The 20,064-nt window shown below is 57.5% G+C and carries 17 protein-coding genes and 1 pseudogene; 6 read left to right on the forward strand and 12 right to left on the reverse strand.

Annotation, left to right across the window (positions count from 1 at the left end; translation table 11 throughout):
* Positions 1-29: 29 nt before the first annotated feature.
* The 3 genes from CPPEL_RS08665 to CPPEL_RS08675 all read right to left on the reverse strand — a co-directional run bounded on the left by CPPEL_RS08665 (position 30) and on the right by CPPEL_RS08675 (position 6,328).
* Positions 30-3,437 carry a pyruvate carboxylase gene (locus tag CPPEL_RS08665; RefSeq protein ID WP_123960740.1) on the reverse strand — a complete coding sequence of 1,136 codons (3,408 nt, stop codon included), beginning with the start codon at positions 3,435-3,437 and terminating at the stop codon, positions 30-32.
* Between the two features lie 230 nt (positions 3,438-3,667).
* Positions 3,668-5,077 carry an NAD(P)H-quinone dehydrogenase gene (locus CPPEL_RS08670; protein ID WP_164470407.1) on the reverse strand — a complete coding sequence of 470 codons (1,410 nt, stop codon included), beginning with the start codon at positions 5,075-5,077 and terminating at the stop codon, positions 3,668-3,670.
* Positions 5,078-5,128: 51 nt separating this feature from the next.
* On the reverse strand, positions 5,129-6,328 hold the full coding sequence (locus CPPEL_RS08675; protein WP_123961296.1) for an amidohydrolase: 1,200 nt from the start codon (positions 6,326-6,328) through the stop codon (positions 5,129-5,131).
* Positions 6,329-6,507: 179 nt separating this feature from the next.
* On the opposite strand from CPPEL_RS08675, the gene CPPEL_RS08680 reads away from it, so the two are divergent.
* Positions 6,508-8,037, forward strand: a complete 1,530-nt coding sequence (locus CPPEL_RS08680) for a phospho-sugar mutase (protein WP_123960741.1) — start codon at positions 6,508-6,510, stop codon at positions 8,035-8,037.
* An 8-nt stretch (positions 8,038-8,045) separates the two neighbouring features.
* Here CPPEL_RS08680 and CPPEL_RS08685 read toward each other — a convergent pair whose 3' ends face one another.
* Both CPPEL_RS08685 and upp read right to left on the reverse strand, forming a co-directional pair.
* On the reverse strand, positions 8,046-8,495 hold the full coding sequence (locus tag CPPEL_RS08685; RefSeq protein WP_123960742.1) for a helix-turn-helix domain-containing protein: 450 nt from the start codon (positions 8,493-8,495) through the stop codon (positions 8,046-8,048).
* Positions 8,496-8,581: 86 nt separating this feature from the next.
* Positions 8,582-9,217, reverse strand: a complete 636-nt coding sequence (gene upp, locus CPPEL_RS08690) for a uracil phosphoribosyltransferase (protein WP_123960743.1) — start codon at positions 9,215-9,217, stop codon at positions 8,582-8,584.
* Positions 9,218-9,273: 56 nt separating this feature from the next.
* Here upp and CPPEL_RS08695 point away from each other — a divergent pair, with 56 nt between their 5' ends.
* The 4 genes from CPPEL_RS08695 to CPPEL_RS08710 all read left to right on the forward strand — a co-directional run bounded on the left by CPPEL_RS08695 (position 9,274) and on the right by CPPEL_RS08710 (position 12,930).
* Complete coding sequence (locus CPPEL_RS08695) at positions 9,274-9,561, forward strand: hypothetical protein (RefSeq protein WP_123960744.1); 288 nt, start codon at positions 9,274-9,276, stop codon at positions 9,559-9,561.
* Positions 9,558-10,403 (forward strand): C40 family peptidase, encoded by an 846-nt coding sequence (locus CPPEL_RS08700; protein ID WP_123960745.1) that lies wholly within the window; start codon positions 9,558-9,560, stop codon positions 10,401-10,403. The genes CPPEL_RS08695 and CPPEL_RS08700 overlap by 4 nt, the downstream gene beginning before the upstream one ends.
* A 20-nt stretch (positions 10,404-10,423) precedes the next feature.
* Positions 10,424-11,635, forward strand: coding sequence for a hypothetical protein (locus CPPEL_RS08705; protein ID WP_123960746.1), 1,212 nt, complete (start codon positions 10,424-10,426; stop codon positions 11,633-11,635).
* A 104-nt stretch (positions 11,636-11,739) separates the two neighbouring features.
* A complete protein-coding gene (locus CPPEL_RS08710; RefSeq protein WP_123960747.1) occupies positions 11,740-12,930 on the forward strand; it encodes a D-alanyl-D-alanine carboxypeptidase family protein in 1,191 nt (396 codons plus the stop codon).
* A gap of 27 nt (positions 12,931-12,957) precedes the next feature.
* Here CPPEL_RS08710 and CPPEL_RS08715 read toward each other — a convergent pair whose 3' ends face one another.
* The 6 genes and pseudogenes from CPPEL_RS08715 to CPPEL_RS08745 form a co-directional block, all read right to left on the reverse strand.
* Positions 12,958-14,025: a YhjD/YihY/BrkB family envelope integrity protein gene (locus CPPEL_RS08715; RefSeq protein WP_123960748.1), complete on the reverse strand. Its 1,068-nt coding sequence runs from the start codon at positions 14,023-14,025 to the stop codon at positions 12,958-12,960.
* 182 nt (positions 14,026-14,207) lie between these two features.
* Complete coding sequence (gene trpS, locus CPPEL_RS08720) at positions 14,208-15,212, reverse strand: tryptophan--tRNA ligase (RefSeq protein WP_123960749.1); 1,005 nt, start codon at positions 15,210-15,212, stop codon at positions 14,208-14,210.
* A 141-nt stretch (positions 15,213-15,353) separates the two neighbouring features.
* On the reverse strand, positions 15,354-15,533 hold the full coding sequence (locus CPPEL_RS08725) for a hypothetical protein (RefSeq protein ID WP_123960750.1): 180 nt from the start codon (positions 15,531-15,533) through the stop codon (positions 15,354-15,356).
* Positions 15,534-15,595: 62 nt separating this feature from the next.
* A pseudogene (locus CPPEL_RS11300) lies at positions 15,596-15,799 on the reverse strand (exodeoxyribonuclease III); the annotation flags it as partial.
* A gap of 39 nt (positions 15,800-15,838) precedes the next feature.
* Positions 15,839-16,171: a hypothetical protein gene (locus tag CPPEL_RS08735; protein WP_123960751.1), complete on the reverse strand. Its 333-nt coding sequence runs from the start codon at positions 16,169-16,171 to the stop codon at positions 15,839-15,841.
* A gap of 1,498 nt (positions 16,172-17,669) precedes the next feature.
* Positions 17,670-18,227, reverse strand: a complete 558-nt coding sequence (locus tag CPPEL_RS08745) for an LppP/LprE family lipoprotein (protein WP_123960753.1) — start codon at positions 18,225-18,227, stop codon at positions 17,670-17,672.
* 282 nt (positions 18,228-18,509) lie between these two features.
* Here CPPEL_RS08745 and CPPEL_RS08750 point away from each other — a divergent pair, with 282 nt between their 5' ends.
* Entirely contained in the window at positions 18,510-19,106 is a 597-nt protein-coding gene (locus tag CPPEL_RS08750) for a hypothetical protein (RefSeq protein WP_123960754.1), read from the forward strand.
* A gap of 23 nt (positions 19,107-19,129) precedes the next feature.
* On the opposite strand, the gene CPPEL_RS08755 is transcribed toward CPPEL_RS08750, so the two are convergent.
* Positions 19,130-20,026, reverse strand: a complete 897-nt coding sequence (locus CPPEL_RS08755; RefSeq protein ID WP_123960755.1) for an exodeoxyribonuclease III — start codon at positions 20,024-20,026, stop codon at positions 19,130-19,132.
* Positions 20,027-20,064 lie beyond the last annotated feature (38 nt).

Here is a 20,064-nt window from a genome sequence, read left to right on the forward strand (position 1 = left end):
GTTGGGTGCTTGAGGGGTTTGTGGGCCGGTTATTCGATCACCAGCAGCAAGTCGCCGCCTTCTACCTTGGTGGGCTGGCTCAGCACTACTCTTTGCACGGTGCCGTCCTTGGTTGCAGAGATGGTGGCCTCCATCTTCATCGCCTCAATCACCGCCACGGGATCGCCGGCCTTCACCTCTTCACCTTCTGCCACATTCACGCTCACGACGCCGGCAAATGGTGCTGCCACATGGCCACCATTGGAGGGATCGGCCTTTTCTGCCGAGGCAGTTACCGATTCCACGCTGCGGTCGCGCACATACATCGGGCGGATCTGACCATTGACATTGCACACCACATTGCGCATGCCCTTTTCATCCGGCTCACCAACAGCATCGAGGCGAACGATCATGGGCACGCTGGAATCCGCGGTGCGGATGACCGTCTCTTTGCCCTCGCGCAGCCCGTAGAGGAATTCGGCGTCGCCAAGGGTGGTGGTATCACCAAAGCGGTGCTTGTGCTCCTGGTATTCCTGAGCAGGCTTGGGAAAGAGCAGCCTATTTAAGGTGCCGCGCACCTGCTCGGGATCTTGCAGCGCAGCCTCAGATTCCTCCGGCAGCGCCGCGAGGGTATCGGGCGTTTCCTTCCTGCCCGCGAGCGCCTTTTCACGCAATTGCTCAGGCCAGCCACCGGGAGGTGTGCCCAGCTCGCCGCGAAGGAAGGCGATCACAGAATCGGGGATGTCGTATTTTTGGGGATCGGCAGCAAAGTCCTTCGGATCCACACCGGCACCTACGAGGTAGAGGGCAAGATCGCCCACCACTTTCGAAGAGGGCGTGACCTTGGTTGGCCTGCCCAGCATCTCGTTGACGGCGGCGTAGGTATCCTCAATCAGCTCGAAGCGATCCGCCAAGCCCAAAGCGGTGGCTTGGGCGCGCAGATTGGAAAGCTGGCCACCTGGGATCTCGTGGTGATACACGCGCCCGGTGGGGCCAGGGGTGCCGGATTCGAAGGGCGCATAGAGCTTGCGCACGGCCTCCCAATAGGGCTCGAGTGCATCCACGTTTTCCAAAGAAAGCCCGGTATCGCGGTAGGTATTGGCAAAGGCCGCCACGATGGCAGAAAGCGATGGTTGCGAAGTAGTGCCCGAAAGCGGAGCTGCCGCACCATCTACGGCGTCGGCGCCTGCGTGCGCTGCAGCCCAATAGGTGGCGAGCTGGCCGCCAGCAGTGTCGTGGGTATGCACATGCACGGGCAGGTCGAAGTTGCGTCGAAGCTCGCTTACCAGCTTGGATGCTGCCGCGGGCTTCATCAGCCCCGCCATATCCTTAATGGCCAGCACATGTGCGCCGGTATCGACGATCTCCTCGGCGAGCTTGAGGTAGTAATCGAGGGTGTAGAGCTTCTCGTTCGGGTTGGTCAGATCCCCTGAATACGCCATGGCCACTTCGGCGACGGTGGTATTGGTTTCCAGCACGGCGTCGATGGCCGGGCGCATCTGGGATACATCGTTCAGGGCGTCGAAGATGCGGAAGATATCAACACCAGATCGCGCGGCTTCCTTGACAAAGGCGCGGCACACAGAATCTGGGTATGGGGTGTATCCCACGGTGTTGCGCCCGCGCAGGAGCATTTGGATGTTGATATTGGGCATGGCAGCACGAAGCTGATCCAGGCGATCCCAGGGATCTTCGTGCAAAAAGCGCATGGCTACGTCGTAGGTAGCACCACCCCAGGCCTCTACCGAAAGCAGTTCCGGGGTCAGCCTTGCCACGTGCTTGGCCACGTCTACCAGCGTGTTTGAGCGCACTCGCGTAGCCAGCAGCGACTGGTGCGCATCGCGGAAGGTGGTATCTGTAACCCCGAGTGCGTCTTGGCTTCGAAGCGTGCGAGCAAATTCCTTCGGGCCTAGTTGCAAGAGCCGATCACGAGAACCGCGGGGCAATGCGCCTTGTTGTTCTTCGGGCAGCTTTTCTACGGGATTCGCCACCACTGGGCGTTCGCCGTGGGGTTTATTCACGGTGGTATCTGCAAGATAGTGCAGGATGCGGCCTTGTTCATCGTCGGCAGGCGGTGCCTGCAGCAACCAGGGGTGCTCGGCAATAAAGCCGGTGTCGATGCGCTTGTGCTGGAAGTCTTCCTCGCGCAGCAACGCCCGAAGGAAGCCAATATTGGTGGCCACACCGGATACCACGAATTCAGCTAAGGCACGCTGGGCACGGGCGACGGCGGTGGCAAAATCGGCGCCACGGCAGGTCATCTTCACCAGCATCGAGTCGAAGTTCGGGGTGATCTCACCACCGAGCATGGCGGCACCATCGAGGCGCACACCGGCGCCACCTGGGGAACGATAGGCGTTAATCGTGCCGGTATCGGGGCGGAACCCATTGGAGGGATCCTCGGTGGTAATGCGGCACTGCAGGGCAGCGCCTTCGGTGTGGATATCTTCTTGGCGCAAGCCGAGTTCTTCAAGCGAGGCCCCTGCTGCGATCTGCAACTGGGATTTCACCAGATCCACCTGGGTAACTTCCTCAGTCACCGTGTGCTCTACCTGGATGCGCGGGTTCATCTCGATAAAGACGTACTCGCCTTGTTCATCGACGAGGAACTCCACCGTGCCAGCGCCCTGGTAGCCGATATGCTGGCAGAACTTCACGGCATCGGCGCAGATGCGTTCGCGCAATTGCGGATCCAAGTGCTGTGCCGGGGCGATCTCTACTACCTTCTGGTGGCGGCGCTGCAAGGAGCAGTCGCGCTCGTAGAGGTGGATGATGTTGCCGTGGGCATCGCCAAGGATCTGCACCTCGATGTGCTGCGGGTTGATTACCGCCCGCTCAACATAGACGCGGCCATCGCCAAAGGCAGCTTCTGCCTCGCGTGAGGCTTCGGTTGCAAGTTTTTGGAGCTTCTCTGGTGATTCCACAAAGCGCATACCGCGGCCGCCGCCACCGGCTACGGCCTTGACAAAGACGGGGAAGGTGTGGTCTTTGGCGAGCTCATAAAGCTCTTTGGGGTCTTTGGTGGCTTTTGTTTCCTTCAGCGTTGGCAGGCCTGCTTCCCTGGCTGCTGCCACGGCTGCTGCCTTATCGCCGGTGAGTTCGAGCACCTCTGGGGGCGGGCCGATGAAGGTGAGTCCGTGTTCGGCGCACTCGCGGGCAAATTGGGCGTTTTCAGATAAGAAGCCATAGCCCGGATAGATGGCATCGGCGCCGGTGGCCTTGGCGGCACGGATGATTTCATCAATATCTAAGTATGCCTTAACTGCCGAGCCACCCTCGCCGATGAGCACGGCCTCGGATGCAAAAGAGCGGTGGAAGGAGTTGCGGTCCTCATTGGGGTACACCGCTACCGTTGCCGCGCCCGTTTCAAAGGCAGCGCGGAAGGCTCGAACGGCGATCTCGCCGCGGTTAGCGACGAGGATTTTGGAAAAGGTATTGGTTTTTGTCAACCGGCTCACGGCACCTGTCCTTTGTGGTTTCCATTACATGGACGCTATGAGTGTGATAGCGCTTAGGAACACGCCTAGTGTACTCGCAAGGTGCAAACAGCCAAGGTTTCTAGGCTTAAGCTGCACTTTTAGCGACAATTCGGCGCTTTACACCCCGGCAGACCCAACGAGACAAAAAAGGGGCAAAGCCTTGGCACATTCGGCCGGCTTTGCCCCTTTATATGGGTGAGGCGTTGCTATCACTCCAGATCGTCGTGGGCTACGAGCTGGCGTGCGGCCTCGGTAATAGAACCAGAAAGCGAGGGGTACACAGAGAAGGTGCGTGCCAGATCGTTGACGGTAAGTTGATTGCTCACGGCCACAGCAATGGGCAGGATCAGCTCAGAGGCGGTCGGGGCCACGATCACGCCGCCGATGATAATGCCGGAGTTTTTGCGGCAGAAAATCTTGACAAAGCCGTGGCGCAGCGAACGCATCTTGGCACGCGGATTGGTCTTCAGCGGCAACACAATGGAACGGGCTGCTACTTCGCCGGATTCGATCTGCGCCTGGGTCACACCCACTGCCGCGATCTCGGGGCGGGTAAACACAGCGGTTGCTACCGTTTTCAGGCGAATAGGCGAAACACCTTCGCCCAGTGCGTGATACATGGCCACGCGGCCTTGCATTGCGGCCACAGAGGCAAGCGGGAACAAATCGGTGCAGTCGCCACCGGCATAGATGCCGGGCACGGAGGTGCGCGAGACGCGGTCTACCTTGATGTGGCCAGAAGGCGTGGTGGCAATGCCGATCTTTTCTAGGCCGAGGTTTTGGGTGTTCGGCACGGAACCGACCGTCATCAATGCGTGTGAGCCACTGATTTCGCGGCCATCGGAAGTGCGAACCACTACCCCATCGCCGGTGTTGGTCACAGAATCCACGCGGGCGAACTTCTCTAAGGTCACACCACGTTCTGCCAGCACGGTCTCCAGCACATCGGCGGCATCGGCGTCGTCGTGAGGCAAGATGCGATCACGCGAGGCCACCATGGTCACCTTCACGCCGAGCTCGGCAAAGGCGGAGACGAATTCAGCACCGGTGACACCGGAACCGACCACGATGAGGTGATCGGGCAGCTCCTTGAGGTTATAGATCTGCCTCCAGGTCAAGATGCGCTCGCCATCGGGCTGAGCACCGGGCAAGATGCGCGGGGTGGCGCCGGTGGCCACGAGCACGAGGTCGCATTCGATAGTTTCAACTGAGCCGTCTTCGAGCTCGGCCTTGATGTAGTGCAGGGTCTGCTTGACGTTGTAATCATCAAAGCTGCCGCGGCCTTGAAGCACGCGCACCCCGGCCTTTTTCATGTTCTCGAGGATGTCTTCGCTTTGTTCCTCGGCCAGTGCCTGCACGCGGTTATTCAGCGCATCAAGCATCAGGTGTGCTTCGCCGATGCCTTTGTTAAGCCCCATGTCGTCGGCGCGGCGGAGGTCAGTTTTAATGTTTGCGCCGGCGATAAAGGATTTCGAGGGCACGCAGTCGTTGATCACCGCTGCGCCGCCGAGTCCGCGATCTTCAATCAAGGTGATCTCGGCGCCGTATTTTGCGCCAGCTAACGCTGCTTCATATCCTGCCGGGCCGCCGCCAATGATGACGATGCGTGTACTCAACATTCCTCCGTGGGTTTGGGGTTAAAAAGGGCGTATGTGCTTCAAGTGTAACGCCTAAGTGCGAAGGTGCTGCATTGCTTCAGCATCCAAAAGCCTATCGACGATCCCCGCAAACAATTGGATACCGATCGGAATGCAGCGCTCGTCCGGCATGAGCCCGGCGCGGTGCAAATCCTGCGGCTCGCCCTTGCCGTCCCAGCAACCCAATCGGGCCATCGATCCTGGCACATGTTCGAGATACCACGAGAAGTCCTCGCCACCAGAAGATTGCGGAGCCTGCACCACGGCCTGTGGGCCAAGGGTACGTGCGGCGTCGGCAAGCACTGCAGTGGCAACATCATCGTTCATCACCGGCGGCACGCCCACGGTGTAGCGAATCTCAAAATCGCAGCCAGTGGGGGCAAGCACCTGGGCTACCAGCTCGCGCAGCAACGCCTGGATCGAGCGCCACACCACAATGTCTCCGGTGCGGATCGTGCCCATCACGCTGCCTTCTTCTGGAATCGCGTTGGCGGCATAACCTGCATTAATGGTGCCGAACACCAAAACGGTGCCCGTGCGCGGATCCACCCGGCGCGAAAGCAGCGCCGGCAATTCCACTACTAATTTGGATAGGCCAAACACCACATCGGCGCTCAAATGCGGGCGAGAACTGTGGCCGCCTGGGCCTTTGACCTTGATCTCGATGATGTCGCCTGCAGAAGTAATGGCACCGGTGCGCACACCAATTTTGCCCACTTTGAGCTTTGGTTCTGCATGCAGGGCAAAAATCGAGCTCACGCCCTCTAAGGCGCCGTAGGAGATCACCTCTGGCGCACCACCGTCCATGACTTCTTCTGCCGGCTGGAAGATGATGCGAACGCCGCTTCGTAGCGGGGCGTTTTGCAAGGCGCAGGCAAACCCGAGGGCGATGGCGGTGTGAATATCGTGGCCGCAGGCGTGCATCACGCCAACATTTTTCGAAGCCCCCTCGTGCTCATGCTCGGTGATGGGTAGCGCGTCGATGTCTGCACGAAAGGCGATGCGCTCGGGGGTATCGGGGCCAATATCCACCATGAGTCCGGTGTTAGGAAAGCGCTGCGGATTCATCCCCCGGGCGCGTAACTGCATGGCAATGAACTCGGTGGTGGCGTACTCCATGTGCGAGAGTTCGGGGTGCTGGTGCAGGTGCCTGCGCCAGTCCAGCACGGTGTATTGGTGCTTTTTCAGCCAATCTAAGACATACGCCTCGATTTCACCCCGGCTTTCGAGCATCACCTATTGCCTCCCTTTTCTTCTGTGCGCACTACCTTGTTCGAGGTGTATTCCACCGGGCAGGTGCGCCACCTTGCTGCACTGTATGCAACTTTGCTCAGCCTACGAAGGCCCAAGCTGCGTCTACTACTCTTGAGGGTAACACCCTATTCTGAACAAACATTTGATTGGATCAGCCCATGAGTTTGAGCTTCGGTACCGCCGGGATGCGAGCCCCGATCGGGCCTGCCGAGCACCAAATGAACGTCCGTCAAGTAACACGCATCAGCGCCGCGGTGGCGGCGTGGCTGGCCGAGCAGGCCGCCTCGCATCCGCACCCTCATGCCCAGAATTTTCCTGAAGAACAAGGCATTGGCATGGCGTTTCGGGAAGAAGACCCAGCGCTTCGCGTGGTGGTGGGCTACGACGGCCGCTATGGCTCCCACGCCTTTGCCACCACCGCCGCGGAGGTATTCGCCGGTTTCGGCTTTGAGGTGCTGCTGTTTCCTACCGCCACCCCCACCCAGTTAGTACCGTGGCTGGTGCGCAAGTGGGGTTTGGATGGCGGTGTGCAGATTACGGCCTCGCACAATCCTTCTGCCGAAAATGGCTATAAGTTATACACCGCTTCCGGCCGCCAACTGCGCGATGGTGCCGAGGCTATTGAGCAGATGATTAGCACCATTGAGCCGGAATCAGTGCCGCGGGTGACTGTTCGCCCCTGCAATGACATGGTGCGCCGCTATATCGACGATGTGGTGGAGGTCGTACATCCTGGCCAGGCAGATCTTTTGCGCGCTAATAGCGATAGAGCCAATATCCGCATCGCCATGACTGCGATGCATGGCGTGGGCGGGCGCACTCTTGCTTCTGCCCTGCAGGCTGCGGGTTTTGCGCAGGTGTTTCCGGTGATGAGCCAGCATTATCCCGACCCAACCTTCCCGAGCGTGGATTTTCCTAACCCCGAGGAACCAGCCGCGGTACGGCAGTTGCTTGAGCGCGGCGAGGAAGTACAAGCCGATGTGCTGATCGCTTTGGATCCCGATGCGGATCGTTGTGCGGTGGGTGTGCGCGATCGCGGGGAATTGCGCATGCTGCGCGGTGATGAGACAGGCCCGCTGCTGGCCACGCGTTTGTTGCAGGGCTGCGAGCACACCCCGGTGGTGGCTTCTACGGTGGTGTCTTCGCGGCTGTTGCCAACCATTGCCGCCGATCGGGGGTGGCGCTATTTGGAAACGCCGACGGGCTTTAAAAATATCTGTGCCGCTGCCGGTGATACCACCTTGGATTATGCCTATGAGGAGGCCGTTGGCATTGCTCCGGCGCCTTGGCTTGTCGACGACAAAGATGGCATCGCTACTGCCCTCGCGGTGTGTTCCTGGGCCGCAGAGCTCAAGGGCCAGGGGTTAACGCTCATTGATGAGCTGCGGTCTTTGCATCGCCAATACGGCTTCTTTATTGGCGAGCAGGTAGCCGTGCGCACCACGGATCCAGCGGCCCTGGTGGCACTGTGGAAAGAAAACCCGCCGACGAGCATCGCCGGTATTGCCATGGAGCACAAAGATCACGGCTTGATCGGCACCTGCGATGAAGGCCAATTGCGGGTGATGGTGCGTGCCTCTGGCACGGAACCGAAGGTGAAGGCCTATGTGGAATTCCAAGGTGGTGGCAGCGAGGCACTGTTAGCGCAGGCCATTGCCGATGTGGAGCGCCAATTACTGCACATGTAGCGCAAGCGTTATTGCTCAGCGCCAGCATCCGGGGTGGGCTGGCCTGCTGCGCTATTGCCTCGTGGGAGCGCGAAGCTTGGAGCATCTCCAGGTAGGGCGAAAAAGAGGTGGTCTACATCAAAGGCGAGGGTATCGGTTGGGTCATTCGGCCAGACCACCTCGACGGCCAAGTCTGCAGTATCGGGGCACACATCGGTGACGTAGCCGCCCACGTTGGGCAAAAGGGCAGCAGGTGGCACGTGGAGAGCTCTGGCCAGGGTGTAGACCATCGACATGGTGGGGTCTGAGGTAGAGGTGCCGTTGTTATTGTTGCGCTCGAGGTTTGAGATCTGATTGCGGCTTACATCGGCAAGTTCGGCCAAGCGATCTTGGCTTAAACCGCGCATGGTGCGCAGACGTTGGAGCCGACGCCCAAAGACGTATCCATAGCTCGACCACGCCTGCCGTTCTGCTGCCATGCGCGCGAGTTTGCCCAATACATTAGACAGCTACCGCCAAATGTATTGGGCAATACAGGCTTGAGGTTTTTCTAAAGGTTAAGACGCTAGAGATCGATATTGCGAGGGCCATAGAGGCGATCGCCTGCATCGCCAAGGCCAGGCACGATATAGGCGTCTTGGTTCAGCTCAGGATCGATGGTGGCGGTGAGCAGACGAACAGGCAGCCCAGAGGCAGCAAGGGCATCCACACCAGGCTGGGCAGACACCATGCACACCGCGGTGATATCGGTAGCGCCGCGCTCGGCAAGCAAGCGAATGGCGTGAAGCAGCGAGCCACCGGTGGCCAACATGGGGTCTACACAAAATACGGTCCGGCCGGTGAGATCCTCGGGCAGTGCCTCAAGGTAGGGCACCGGCTCGTGGGTCTTTTCATCGCGAGCAAGGCCAATAAAACCAACCTGCGCGTCCGGGATCATGGAAAGCGCTGGATCAACCATGCCCAAACCGGCGCGAATCACCGGCACAATAATTGGCGGATCTTCCAGGCGGGTGCCGGTGGTTTCAGCCACAGGGGTTTGAAGGGGGAATTGCTCGATCGCAAGATCGCGGGAAGCCTCATAAATCAGCATGGCTCCGAGATCTGCAAGTGCTGCACGAAAGGCGGCGTTGTCGGTGCGTTCATCGCGCATAATACTCAGGCGCGAAGCAGCCAGCGGATGATCGACGATAGTGATGTCCATGCATCTCATCGTAGCGTTGTGGAACCGCACAGCCCTTTTTTACGTCAAACATTGGTATGGAGCTTTCTCAAACACATACAGCCACCCAGATCCAACACCTTCTTAGCGATGCCCATCAGGCCCAAGCCCAGCACTGCCCACCCGCACTACCAGGAGAATCCGGCCCAGGTACCGGCGGGTTTATTGCAGCATTAAACCACGCCACCAGCAGCCTGTATGCCAGGCTTCAAGCCCAAGCAGCAGAAGCAGAGCGCATTGCCCATGAACAACGCCAAGTACTTGCACAGATCAGCCACCAAGATCTCACGCTTGGCCAGCAATTAGATAAGGCGATGCCGCAATGATCCCACTTGAAGCCGGCATTACTATGCTGCGAGCGCTCATGCCCTCGCCACCGAAGATCACCTTGCCCACTCCGGTGGACTTCGCTAGCACGCAAGCGCTGGCTGGGATCGTCGAAAAGCAAGCACAACTGCCTGGCCAGGCGGCATTGCTGGCAAGCGATATCGCAACCGTAGAGGCGATTGTGCAGCGAGCCAGGCCAGAATTTGAGGCCGCCGCAGCCGATATTGCCCATCTTGGCCAGCAGTTTCTAGCAGAGGCCAGCGTGTACATCCCAAAGATGCTCAGCGCTAACCCGGCGCTTGCCTTGAGTGCGGCGACGAATATGGCAAGCCTGCCGGGCATTTATGTAGAAGCGGCGTATCGGCGCCTCGAAGAAGCCCAAGCGCGCTTATCTGCCGATACCGCCACGCTCGAAGGCATTGCTGCCCAAGAACACCAGGAAAGCTATGGCCATGTTGGGCTTGGCAGTTCTGAAGGCCATGCCAGCGCCGAGGAACGCGCACGAGGCCGAAAAGCCCTAGTAGCAGCGCAATCCCAACTCGGCACTCCCTATGTGTGGGGCGGTACGCAGCCAGGTGGGTTTGATTGCTCTGGATTAACGTCCTATGCCTGGCGGCAGGCAGGGGTGGAGTTGCCGCGATTAGCCGAGCACCAGAATGTGGGCAGGCAAGTATCGCAGGCGGAATTAATCGAAGGCGATTTGCTGGTCTGGGATGGGCATGTGGCGATGTATGCAGGCAATGGGCAAATCATCGAGGCCGGCAGCCCGGTGCAGATGTCGCCGCTTCGGACCACAAATATGGGCATGCCCTTTAAGGGCTACTACCGGCCCCAAGGTTGATACGGCTAGTATCTTTTGCCATGGCTACTAATGGCATTGTTCCTGTGCAACTCTCGCTCACCGAGGGCGACGTCTACACGCTCTGGGCGCCCTCGTGGCGCGAGCACGGCAATGAATGGCAGGCCTTTTTAGGCCAAGGCGATCAACTGCTGGTGTTCGGCTCTACCGGTGAGCTGTTGGCATTTATTGAAGAAGAACCCCACCACGACTTCAGCCACCACCCCCAGTGGGAGGCGTTTCGCCAACAAGCACTGAACAAGGTCACCCCCACTCCCCGCCACTGCTACGACCTAGTGGGCATGCCCGCCGCCTTGGCGGATCGCCCCTCGCACCGCAATGTCTCCGAGGTGGCGCGCTGCTTCCACATCGTGCGAAGCCTCGGCACCGTCCTCGACTTAGCGCAGGTGCGCGAATTCTTTGGCAACTACATGGTGCTGCAAAACGTTGAGCGCGGCGCCGAGCACCTCCAGGCAGATCCGGTGCTGTGGACCAATATTGGCCGAGCCGTACTGGATCGCTGGGATGGCATTATCGACGCCATCGACGCCGCCGTGACCCTGCGCCACATCGATGCAGGTGACGCCCAAGCCCGCATCGACGCGGCCTTAAGCGCCAAGAAGGAAGAAGAAGCCCAAGCCAAGGCGGCTGAACAAGAAGCCAAGGAACAGGCTGATCCTTATGACCTCACCGCCTGGGCTGCCGCCGGCATTGATCCGATCAAGGTAGCGATCGAAGGCCGCCAGGTCTATAGCCTTCGCACCTATGTGGCAGGCCAACCGGTGTTCTTGGGCCGCTTTGGAGAAATCAACACCTTTACCTCCTCTAAGGCCATGCTGCGCTGGTTGGCAGAACATGATGAGCACGACCTTGCCAAGGTAAGCACCTGGGAAGATCTGATGGTGCGCATCAACGCCGGTGAGCTCGAGGTAGAGGTACACCCGGACAATGTGTATTCCTTTAACGGCATTGCCCGCGATATCAACACCGGCATTGAGGCCGTGGATACCGAGCAAATGGCGCGAGCCTATGAGCTGATGGCCGATGCCGCCGACTGGGCGCAGGATGATTCCTTGAACTCCTACTTCCTGGCCAACCCAAGGATCCAGGATTATCTGTCCTACATGCTGGGCAAAAACCGCGTGTCTGGCTACACCCCCACCCCGCCTTTTGATGAGCACGCCCAATCCTGGCGTGAGCTTGAGTCGATGCTAAGCAAGCGCATGAGCAAATAGCGCCTGCACAGTTCCAAGCCCAACACCTGATCTCAAGGAAGTTCCCTCTCACACCCCGCGTGGCTCCGCCCCCGGGGTGTTGATTATGGGCACCATAGTTGCTTATGAAGCGAAGCTGCGCAGCCCTCATTCTTGCTCTTTCTGCTACCACCGCCACACCCCTCATGGCGGTGGCTCAAACCGAGCCCACCGTGCGCAGCAGCGCCCCAGATACCAAGGATTGCCCCAACCGCATCCGCCCACTGAAGGCAGTCACCACCTCCGAGCAGGTGGCGTCGGGATCGTCTTCTCCTACTCCCCTGCCTACCGTGGACAATGAATTTGGTTCCTGCGATGTGGTCAAAGCCAAAGGCTTTGAGGTTCCAGATACCAATGCCAGTGCCTGGATGGTGTTTAACCTTGATAATGGCGAAGTGATCGCCACCAAGGATCCCCATGGGCGCTATCGCCCAGCCAGCCTGATTAAAGTGATGCTGGCGATGGTGGCCCTCGATGAGTTGAAGCTCAAAGATACCTACACCGCCACCAGCGAAGATGCCTCCATGGAAGGCTCCGCAGTGGGGTTGATTGCTGGTGAAAGCTACACCAATGAGCAGCTCATTTATGGGCTGTTACTTTCTTCTGGAAACGACGCAGCGCATGCGCTTGCCCAAGAACTCGGCGGAGATGAAGCGACGCTGAAAAAGGTCAATGACCTCGCTCAAGAGTGGGGCATGAAGGATACCTATATTGCTGATTACAGCGGATTGGATCAGGCAGGGATGTCTACTTCTGCCAGGGATCTTTCAGTGGCTTACTACAACGCCTGGCAAAACAAGACCTTTGCCAAGATGATTAGCACCAATTATGTGGAGTTCCCCGCCGGGGCGGGCACCACCTTTGAGGTGTGGAACGATAATGGGCTGCTGCTGAACTACGAAAACGCCCTCGGCGGCAAAACGGGCTATACCGACGATGCACACCACACCTTCGTGGGCGCCAAAGAAGAAGACGGCACGCGCATCGCCGCCGTGCTGCTAGATGCCACCACCGATGCGGGCAGGGCATGGGAGCAAGCCGATGCGCTCATTGATGCAGGCTTCCTTGCCACCGGAGAAGTAGGCACCTTGGTGGCCGAAGATGAAGACGATGCCGATGATGAAGACCAAGACGGAGACGATGCTGCCGAGCAGCAAGCGGCGGAACCGACGTCGAAAAGCTATGGCAAAGCCCCGGTCTTTGCCGGGGCTGGAGTGGTGTTGCTCTTTATCCTTGGAGCGATCACCTGGCGTTTAGGAAGAAAAGAAGACGCCTAGCGGCTTTGGGGCCTACCGCTTTGGGGCCTAGCGCTTGAACAAACCCTTGATGGAGTCGCGCACACCGGAGATCGCGGCGCTGCCAACGGCAAGCACGCTGGTGTCTGGCTTGACCACCTCGCGCACGTGGATCACGGCAGGTCCTGGGGCGTCGAGCTTGGCAATGGCCAAAGCCTCAGGGGTGGTCGCAGCCCACGCGCAGCAGTAGAGGTAAATGCGCCACACAAAGTACAGCAGCACCATCACACCGATAATCGGGCCGAAGGTCGCGCCTGCGGGGTTATCCAAAGCCTTGGAAAAGAACAGCGAACCAATCTGCTTGAACACCTCGAAGGCCACGGCACCAAGCAGCGCGGCCTTCGCGGCCACCTTCATGGGCACCTCGCCGCGAGGAAGATACTTGAGCATCCACAAGAACACCAGGTAGTTAGCAATCAGACCCACCAGGAGCGTCACGCCGAAGGTGAGGTAGCTAATGCCTGGAACCTCATCTAAGTGCAGCCACTCAAGCACCGTTTGGGTAAGACCAGAAGAACCCACCGCGGTCACGCCGAAGGCGATGAACATGGCAACCATCAAACCGATCAAGCCGAGCAGATCGCGGAGCTTGTGCATGATGAAGTTGCCGCCGGACACCGGGTAGTGCCACATCTTAGAAGCGCCATAACGAAGGTGGTTCATCCAAGAAAGACCAGACCACAGTGCGGTCAAACCACCGACGCCGAAGATCACGCTGCGCTGTTCAATGGCAGTATCCAAAATCTCGTTGACGGTATCGCCCAAGGTGCCGCTCAACGCCTCTGCGATGCGGTCTTGCAGCCTTTCAAGCAGCTCCGGCTGGCGAACCAACACCATCGCTGCGATAGCGAAGCTCAGCATGAGGATGGGGAACATCGACAGCACCGAAAAGTAGGTAATACCGGCTGCGTACTGGTTACCACCGTTTTTGCTGTAGCGCTGCTGCATGCGCATGATGTGGTCGAACCATTCCCACTTCTCGCGGTACTTATCAATGAACCCTGGGTCGTCTGCGTGGGCGCGCTCAATACCGAACTCGTCGGTGCGCTGCTCGTTTTGCTTGGTAGATGTAGCCATCGCTTCTTCTCGGTCGAGGGATAGTTAGGGAATCGGCAGAATTCTAGCCCAGCACAGCACAGGTTTTCCAAGCGGCAGCCCCGCGGCCTTTGCAAAAATACCTGCGTGAGGCTGCGGGGCTGAAGCCACATTGGGCCACGATGGGGCCGAAGTTGGGGTGAGTTGGGCCGTGCTTGCCTGCACTAGCGGCGGGGCAAAAAGCCCACGCGCTCATACGCCTTGGCAAGAGTCGGCGCTGCCACTTCGCGGGCCTTTTCGGCGCCGTGAGCCAAGACGCGCTCAAGCTCTGCCTGATCGCTCATATACATATCGAACTTCTCGCGCAGCGGGGTAACGAAAGCCTCGAGTGCATCGGCGGTATCCACCTTGAGGGCGCCATAGCCTGCGCCTTCGTAGCCTGCGACGATATCGTCGATGCTGCGGCCGGTGAGCGCAGATTGGATGACCAAGAGGTTGGATACGCCGGGCTTATTTTCCTTGTCGTAGCGGATCTCGTTATCGGCGTCGGTGACAGCAGAACGGATGCGCTTGGCAGATACCTTGGGGCTATCCAGCAGATTGATCAAGCCCTTGGGGTTTTCGCCGGACTTGCTCATCTTTGAGGTGGGATCTTGCAAGTCGTAAATCTTTGCAGCACCTTCGGGGATAAAGCCTTCTGGCACCACGAAGGTTTCTCCGAATCGGTTGTTAAAACGCTCGGCAAGGTTGCGGGTGAGTTCGAGGTGCTGGCGCTGATCCTCACCCACCGGCACGAGGTGGGGCTGGTACAGCAGAATGTCGGCGGCCATGAGCATGGGGTAGGTAAACAGGCCCGCAGAGGTGCGATCGGCGCCGCGCTTGGCCGATTTATCTTTAAACTGCGTCATGCGGTTTGCCTCGCCAAAACCGGTGAGGCAGGTGAGTACCCAACCGAGTTCTGCGTGCTCTGGCACATGGGATTGCACGAACAAGGTGGAACGCTCTGGATCGATGCCAAGGGCAAGAAGCTGTGCTGCACCGGCGATGGTGCGTTGGCGCAGCTCCTCCGGGTCTTGATCCACGGTGATGGCGTGCAGGTCGGGGATGAAGTAGAACGCGTCGTAGGAGTCTTGGAGGTTAATCCACTGCTTGAGTGCACCCAGGAAATTGCCCAGGTGATAGGAATCGGCGGTGGGTTGGATACCAGATAAGACGCGTTGCATAGTCATAAGCAGTCATCTTAGCTGCCCTTCCAAGGCGTGCAGGTCAAGGGTGGCAACGCCCGGGTGGGCACGGGGGTTGAAAGATCCGCTCTGTGGCATAAGAAAAGCCCCCGCGCGAAGCGGAGGCTTGGCTTTCGGGGGCCGTTGCTATTGCATCTGCGGCTTTTTACCCATGAAGAAAGTAAGGGAAGCAACCACTGCTGCGCCACCAACGCCCATGAGCAACGCCCCAATGATGGCCTTGATGTCCGGCTCGCCAAAGAGCAGGAAGGACAAAGCGATCAAAATAACGCCGAGGATCAAAAGTGCAACGCCTTTGGCACGCATGAGGGGTCTCCTTGAATTCTGGGATAACTGTGGGCAGAAGTTACCCTCCATTATTCCATGTCCTAGACAACGTTGAGGGAAGAATGGTCCGAGCAACGCAGATCATAGGCCACAGCCCTATCCACCCAGCAGCGTTGTGCCCGCTCAAGCATGGTTTTTATGGCCAACTGATCGTCGATGCGCCACCTCGCGTCGGTATCGAAAGCTCTACCCCTATACGCCCACCACGTGGAGTTGGCGTGCTCTGGAGCTTGTCGACGCTCCACGTAGCGATAGGCAGGTGGGGTTGGATCAGAGGGAGGCGCTCAGGAGCCTTGCTCGTGATCTGCACTGACATCGAAAAGGAGTGAGAAGAGTGCCTCGGATTTTTCCAGATCGTTTTTCCTTAGAGCAGACTCGCCAAAAGGTTTGATGAACTTCTTATCTTGCCTGAATACGGGCTGTTCACCTTCTTTGTAAATGCAAGCTGTTATTTCTTCACACTCGGATACTTGGTCGGTGAAGTCGAGGATTTCCCTGTCTGTTGCGACTAAGGGGTTACTGCCGTATTGGCCGAGCGCCGCAGCAAGCGAAGCCCAGTCGCCAGTTTCTTCGATTTCGTTGATAACTGCTTGCAAGACGTCTTGCTTGAGCAACATGCACCTTGAAAAGTTTTGTATCACTGCCGGTTTTTATGTCGATGGTACATCCACCAGTTTTGCTTTTAGCGTGAAGTGCCCAATTTCTAATCCCGCCAGTTCAACCCTCGTATTACCTCGCCTTTCTAGCTTACTGCGTTCCATGTCATAAAAATCTGACTTCCTGCAATCCGGAAGAATCATGCTCGCACTGGTCTCCGAATGGACAACTTTTCAAAAGAGGCAGCAATGGCTATGAAAAATTTGAAACGTTTGGGTTTCTCAGTTGTCGCATCCTCAACGATCAAAAACGCTCGTGGTTATGCCTGGTCTTGGACTTGTTTAAGCGTGAGGTTGGCACGGCCGAGACGCAATGCGACGTTGCGTCGAAAAGACCCTGGAGTTCAATTTAGGCATGCTCGAAACTCAATTGTTATTACACTCCGCAGTAGCGAACAAGCGTTAAGGAGCAATGATGAGAGATGTCTGGGTAGCACTGTTGTTAGCAGTGGTTGTGTACTTTACCAACTGGGCTTTGTATAGAAATGGGGTTATTAGCCAGAACGCCTCAAGCACCATCAATTTTTTGCTTGTTATTGCTTGCGCTTCCTATGGATTTTTTCGAAAGAAGTAGTTTTCGAGTCGCCTCTGTTTGCGAAAACCGTACTATCTAGTCTCTTTAACGTATCTGTGAACCGCGCCAATCGAGTATCCGGTTTCTGCCGCAATGCCTCTCATGCTTAGTCCAGTTGAGCAGAGTGCTACAACGCGCTTCCGTTTCTCTCCTGCCTTAGCTAAATAATCCCTCCTAGGTTCCGAAGCCCAGCGGATTATTGAACTTTTTGCAGCCCCAGTTTTTTCATGAAGTTCCCTTAGCGGCCAGCCATTTCGTTGATGTTCTTTCAGCATTTTTAGGAACCTTTGTCGGCTTCCTAAGCGTTGTTTTTGCAGCATGTTCTCCCCAGTGTTTTTGGGCGCTTTTGCGTCAGTGTTCGGCTTGTTTTTTGAAGCATTCTCCGGTGGAGATCGAGGCGCTTGGCGATCCTGCCGGCAAACGCTGGGTCGCCGTCGAGGATCGGGGGGGGAGTCCTGATTCAATGCGGGCGAGGATTCGGATGGCGCGTTGGTCTGCGGGGTGTGTAATTGGCGGGACGGTTCTACACCGTCCAGGAGTACTTACAAGGTCCGGGGAGTTCATATGCCACGCCGCCGTCGCGGTCGGTGATGATCAACGCCTACAAAAAACCAGTGGTGAGCTTCGATGGAAGCCAGCGGCACACGTGGCATCCAACAGGCATTTAAGGAGTCTGCGCGGGTGTTTATAGCAACCACCGTCCGATGGGGTCTTCAACGTCGCCTTTTCCACCGGCGTGTTCAAGGTAGGACCTAACCGAATCTGATTCTTAGGAGGGGCAGAATAATCCGCCGCCACCCTAGAAGGGCGGCCAGTCTCGGGGCCGAGGCATTAACGGCTACAGCCCTACCCGAAATGGAAGCACATAAGAGCGGGATACCGCAGTTATGAACTTGGTGGAAAATGACCAGTAACAAGGACTTCTTCGGAATCAGGATCCCATTCAAAGGCAACGGTGGTCCGGCCACTCGATTCTGCGGCAGATTCCCCTTCCTTTCGGAAGCGGTAGGTGATCGCTAGTGCCGAATCGCTCAAGCGATTTACTTCTGGTGCAAAACTATAGATTTCTTCGCTGGCCGGCCCAATAAATTCACCATTATGGAATAGCGCTACCTGCATGGGCGTCGAAACCGTTCTCCCCTCAGCAGCAGGGATCAGTGCGTAGGAAAGCTCGGCGCATGGCTTTTCACTGTCTAAAACTGCTTGCTCTATTGCCCAGGGCGTACTTGAGAGTCTAGGAAGATCGCCTGAGTGCTGCTCAAGCGAAGACATCAGCTCTTCGGAGCTACACCCTTCAGCTCCATCCGAACCCGGAGCGGCTTGCGAATTTGGCTCAATGTTTGGAGCAAGGCTCGAGGGAGTAATGCATGCAGTGAGGCTAAAACCCAACAGCGACGAGGCTGCTAGCGCGAAAACTGTGTGGGCGTGTTTGAGGCTCCGCATGAGAAAAATTGTACTTCACGGTGTAAGCAAACTTTTCTCGGTGCTCTCAACAGATTGCAGCTCAATACGTAGTCCAATGGCTTTGTGCAAACTCGTGCCGGCAGGTAGTTCCCGCTACCCTGCGCCGCAAAGCAGAGCCCGTATGAGCAAAACACCGCAGAAGCAGATCACTACAGCAACCCTCCTGATGTTTGACGAGGCTTTCGCCTTGCAGCGATGACGCAGATAGTTCGGTCCGAGCGAGACAAAAATGTTCCTGACCAGGGCGATAAACTAAGAACTATGAAGAAACTATTCCCCGTTTTCCTTGCTGGTTTGCTCGCCGGGTGCGGCAGTACTCTACCGAATGCCTCTACCCCACCGGCGCCAGGTCCGGCCGAAGATGTGATCGTTCATAGTTCGGATTTGCAGGAGTTTGACCTTAGAGAGCAGGAGATCTCCAAAATGGGGAACGCCGGCTACTTCGAGGCCACTTCTTATGAACCGCAGGAATGCGAGGCCATCGGTTGGAACGACTCCGAGACGCGAAGGTGGGGTCAAGCCGATGGAGTGGATATGGCTAGTACCGGTTTCTACACACCCGACGGCATCGTACTTGTCATGGTGGACAAGCAGCCCGTCGAAGTAAACGACTGCAGCTATGTCGTAACCAAGGGTGAACTGGTAGGGACGCCTATTTCTTATGTTCACAAAGTAACCCAGCTCGATGGTGGCGGCACCCTGCAGGAGTGGATGGGTGGGCAGTTTGAATCGAAGCAGATTGTATATGCCGATAACGAGGGTGGATACCATTTCGTTGTAGTTGACCCGCGAGGACAAGATCCTGAACTGGTACAGCAGATAGCGAAGATTCAAAAAGAGAAACTCGCTACCGGCTAAGCCCCTTAAAAACCTGAAACTAGTTATCCCATGTCGTAGACGACGTTGAGGGGAGAATGGTCCGACCAACGCAGATCATAGGCCGCAGCCTTGTCTACCCAGCAGCGTTGTGCCCGCTCAAGCATGGTTTTGGTGGCCGCCTGGTAATCAATGCGCCACCCCGCGTCGGTATCGAAAGCCTTACCCCTATACGTCCACCACGTGAAGTTGGTGTGCTCCGGAGCTAGTCGACGCGCCACGTCGAACCACTTCGGATCTGTTGCTACCTCGCGCGCAGTGCCCTGGTATTCCACCGCGCCTGCCCACTGCCCTGCCCCTTCTACCAAGCTGTGCGCTTCGGGGAAGGTGCCAAAGATGGCGTCCATGAAGGCACGCTCATCGGGCAAGAAGCCCGACTTCTTCTTATTGGCCTTATCGTTTTTCAGATCATCGGGGCGGTGGCAGATATTCCAGTCGCCACCAATGACCATCTTCGGATTATCTTGGGCAGCCTGCTCGATGTAGGGCTGGAAGCTATCGAGGAAGCGGTATTTCTCATCCTGCTTCTCAGTATCCGCAGCACCCGAAGGGAGGTAGAGCGAAGCGACGGTGACATCACCGAGCTTGCCTTCGATATAGCGGCCGGAATCTTCAAAGCCCTCAATGCCGATGCGCACATCCTCCAAGGGCTGCTTGCTTAAAATACCCACACCTGCACGACCCTTGGCTGCGGCCGGCGCACCAACGTAGTGCCAGGTATCGAGGAGGGGCTCAAGTGCTTTGAGCGTTTCTTTTTCGCTGGCGCGCACTTCCTGCAGCAGCACCACATCACTGCCGGATTGCTCAAGCCAGGGGATAAAACCAAGGTTGGTTTCGCTGCGCTGCTTTACTGCAGCACGGATACCATTGACGTTCACGGTGGTGATGTGGAGTGTGCTCATGGGGCACCACTTTAGCCGGAGCCTCCGAGGTGCTTGCA

It is taken from the genome of Corynebacterium pseudopelargi (genome assembly GCF_003814005.1).
GTDB lineage: Bacteria > Actinomycetota > Actinomycetes > Mycobacteriales > Mycobacteriaceae > Corynebacterium > Corynebacterium pseudopelargi.

Coding starts and splice junctions, on each gene's coding strand:
- CPPEL_RS08670 (WP_164470407.1), bottom strand. CDS start 5,077: ATGTTGAGTACACGCATCGTCATCATTGGCGGCGGCCCGGCAGGATAT.
- CPPEL_RS08675 (WP_123961296.1), bottom strand. CDS start 6,328: ATGCTCGAAAGCCGGGGTGAAATCGAGGCGTATGTCTTAGATTGGCTG.
- CPPEL_RS08680 (WP_123960741.1), top strand. CDS start 6,508: ATGAGTTTGAGCTTCGGTACCGCCGGGATGCGAGCCCCGATCGGGCCT.
- CPPEL_RS08685 (WP_123960742.1), bottom strand. CDS start 8,495: ATGGCAGCAGAACGGCAGGCGTGGTCGAGCTATGGATACGTCTTTGGG.
- upp (WP_123960743.1), bottom strand. CDS start 9,217: ATGGACATCACTATCGTCGATCATCCGCTGGCTGCTTCGCGCCTGAGT.
- CPPEL_RS08695 (WP_123960744.1), top strand. CDS start 9,274: ATGGAGCTTTCTCAAACACATACAGCCACCCAGATCCAACACCTTCTT.
- CPPEL_RS08700 (WP_123960745.1), top strand. CDS start 9,558: ATGATCCCACTTGAAGCCGGCATTACTATGCTGCGAGCGCTCATGCCC.
- CPPEL_RS08705 (WP_123960746.1), top strand. CDS start 10,424: ATGGCTACTAATGGCATTGTTCCTGTGCAACTCTCGCTCACCGAGGGC.
- CPPEL_RS08710 (WP_123960747.1), top strand. CDS start 11,740: ATGAAGCGAAGCTGCGCAGCCCTCATTCTTGCTCTTTCTGCTACCACC.
- CPPEL_RS08715 (WP_123960748.1), bottom strand. CDS start 14,025: ATGGCTACATCTACCAAGCAAAACGAGCAGCGCACCGACGAGTTCGGT.
- trpS (WP_123960749.1), bottom strand. CDS start 15,212: ATGACTATGCAACGCGTCTTATCTGGTATCCAACCCACCGCCGATTCC.
- CPPEL_RS08725 (WP_123960750.1), bottom strand. CDS start 15,533: ATGCGTGCCAAAGGCGTTGCACTTTTGATCCTCGGCGTTATTTTGATC.
- CPPEL_RS08735 (WP_123960751.1), bottom strand. CDS start 16,171: ATGTTGCTCAAGCAAGACGTCTTGCAAGCAGTTATCAACGAAATCGAA.
- CPPEL_RS08745 (WP_123960753.1), bottom strand. CDS start 18,227: ATGCGGAGCCTCAAACACGCCCACACAGTTTTCGCGCTAGCAGCCTCG.
- CPPEL_RS08750 (WP_123960754.1), top strand. CDS start 18,510: ATGAAGAAACTATTCCCCGTTTTCCTTGCTGGTTTGCTCGCCGGGTGC.
- CPPEL_RS08755 (WP_123960755.1), bottom strand. CDS start 20,026: ATGAGCACACTCCACATCACCACCGTGAACGTCAATGGTATCCGTGCT.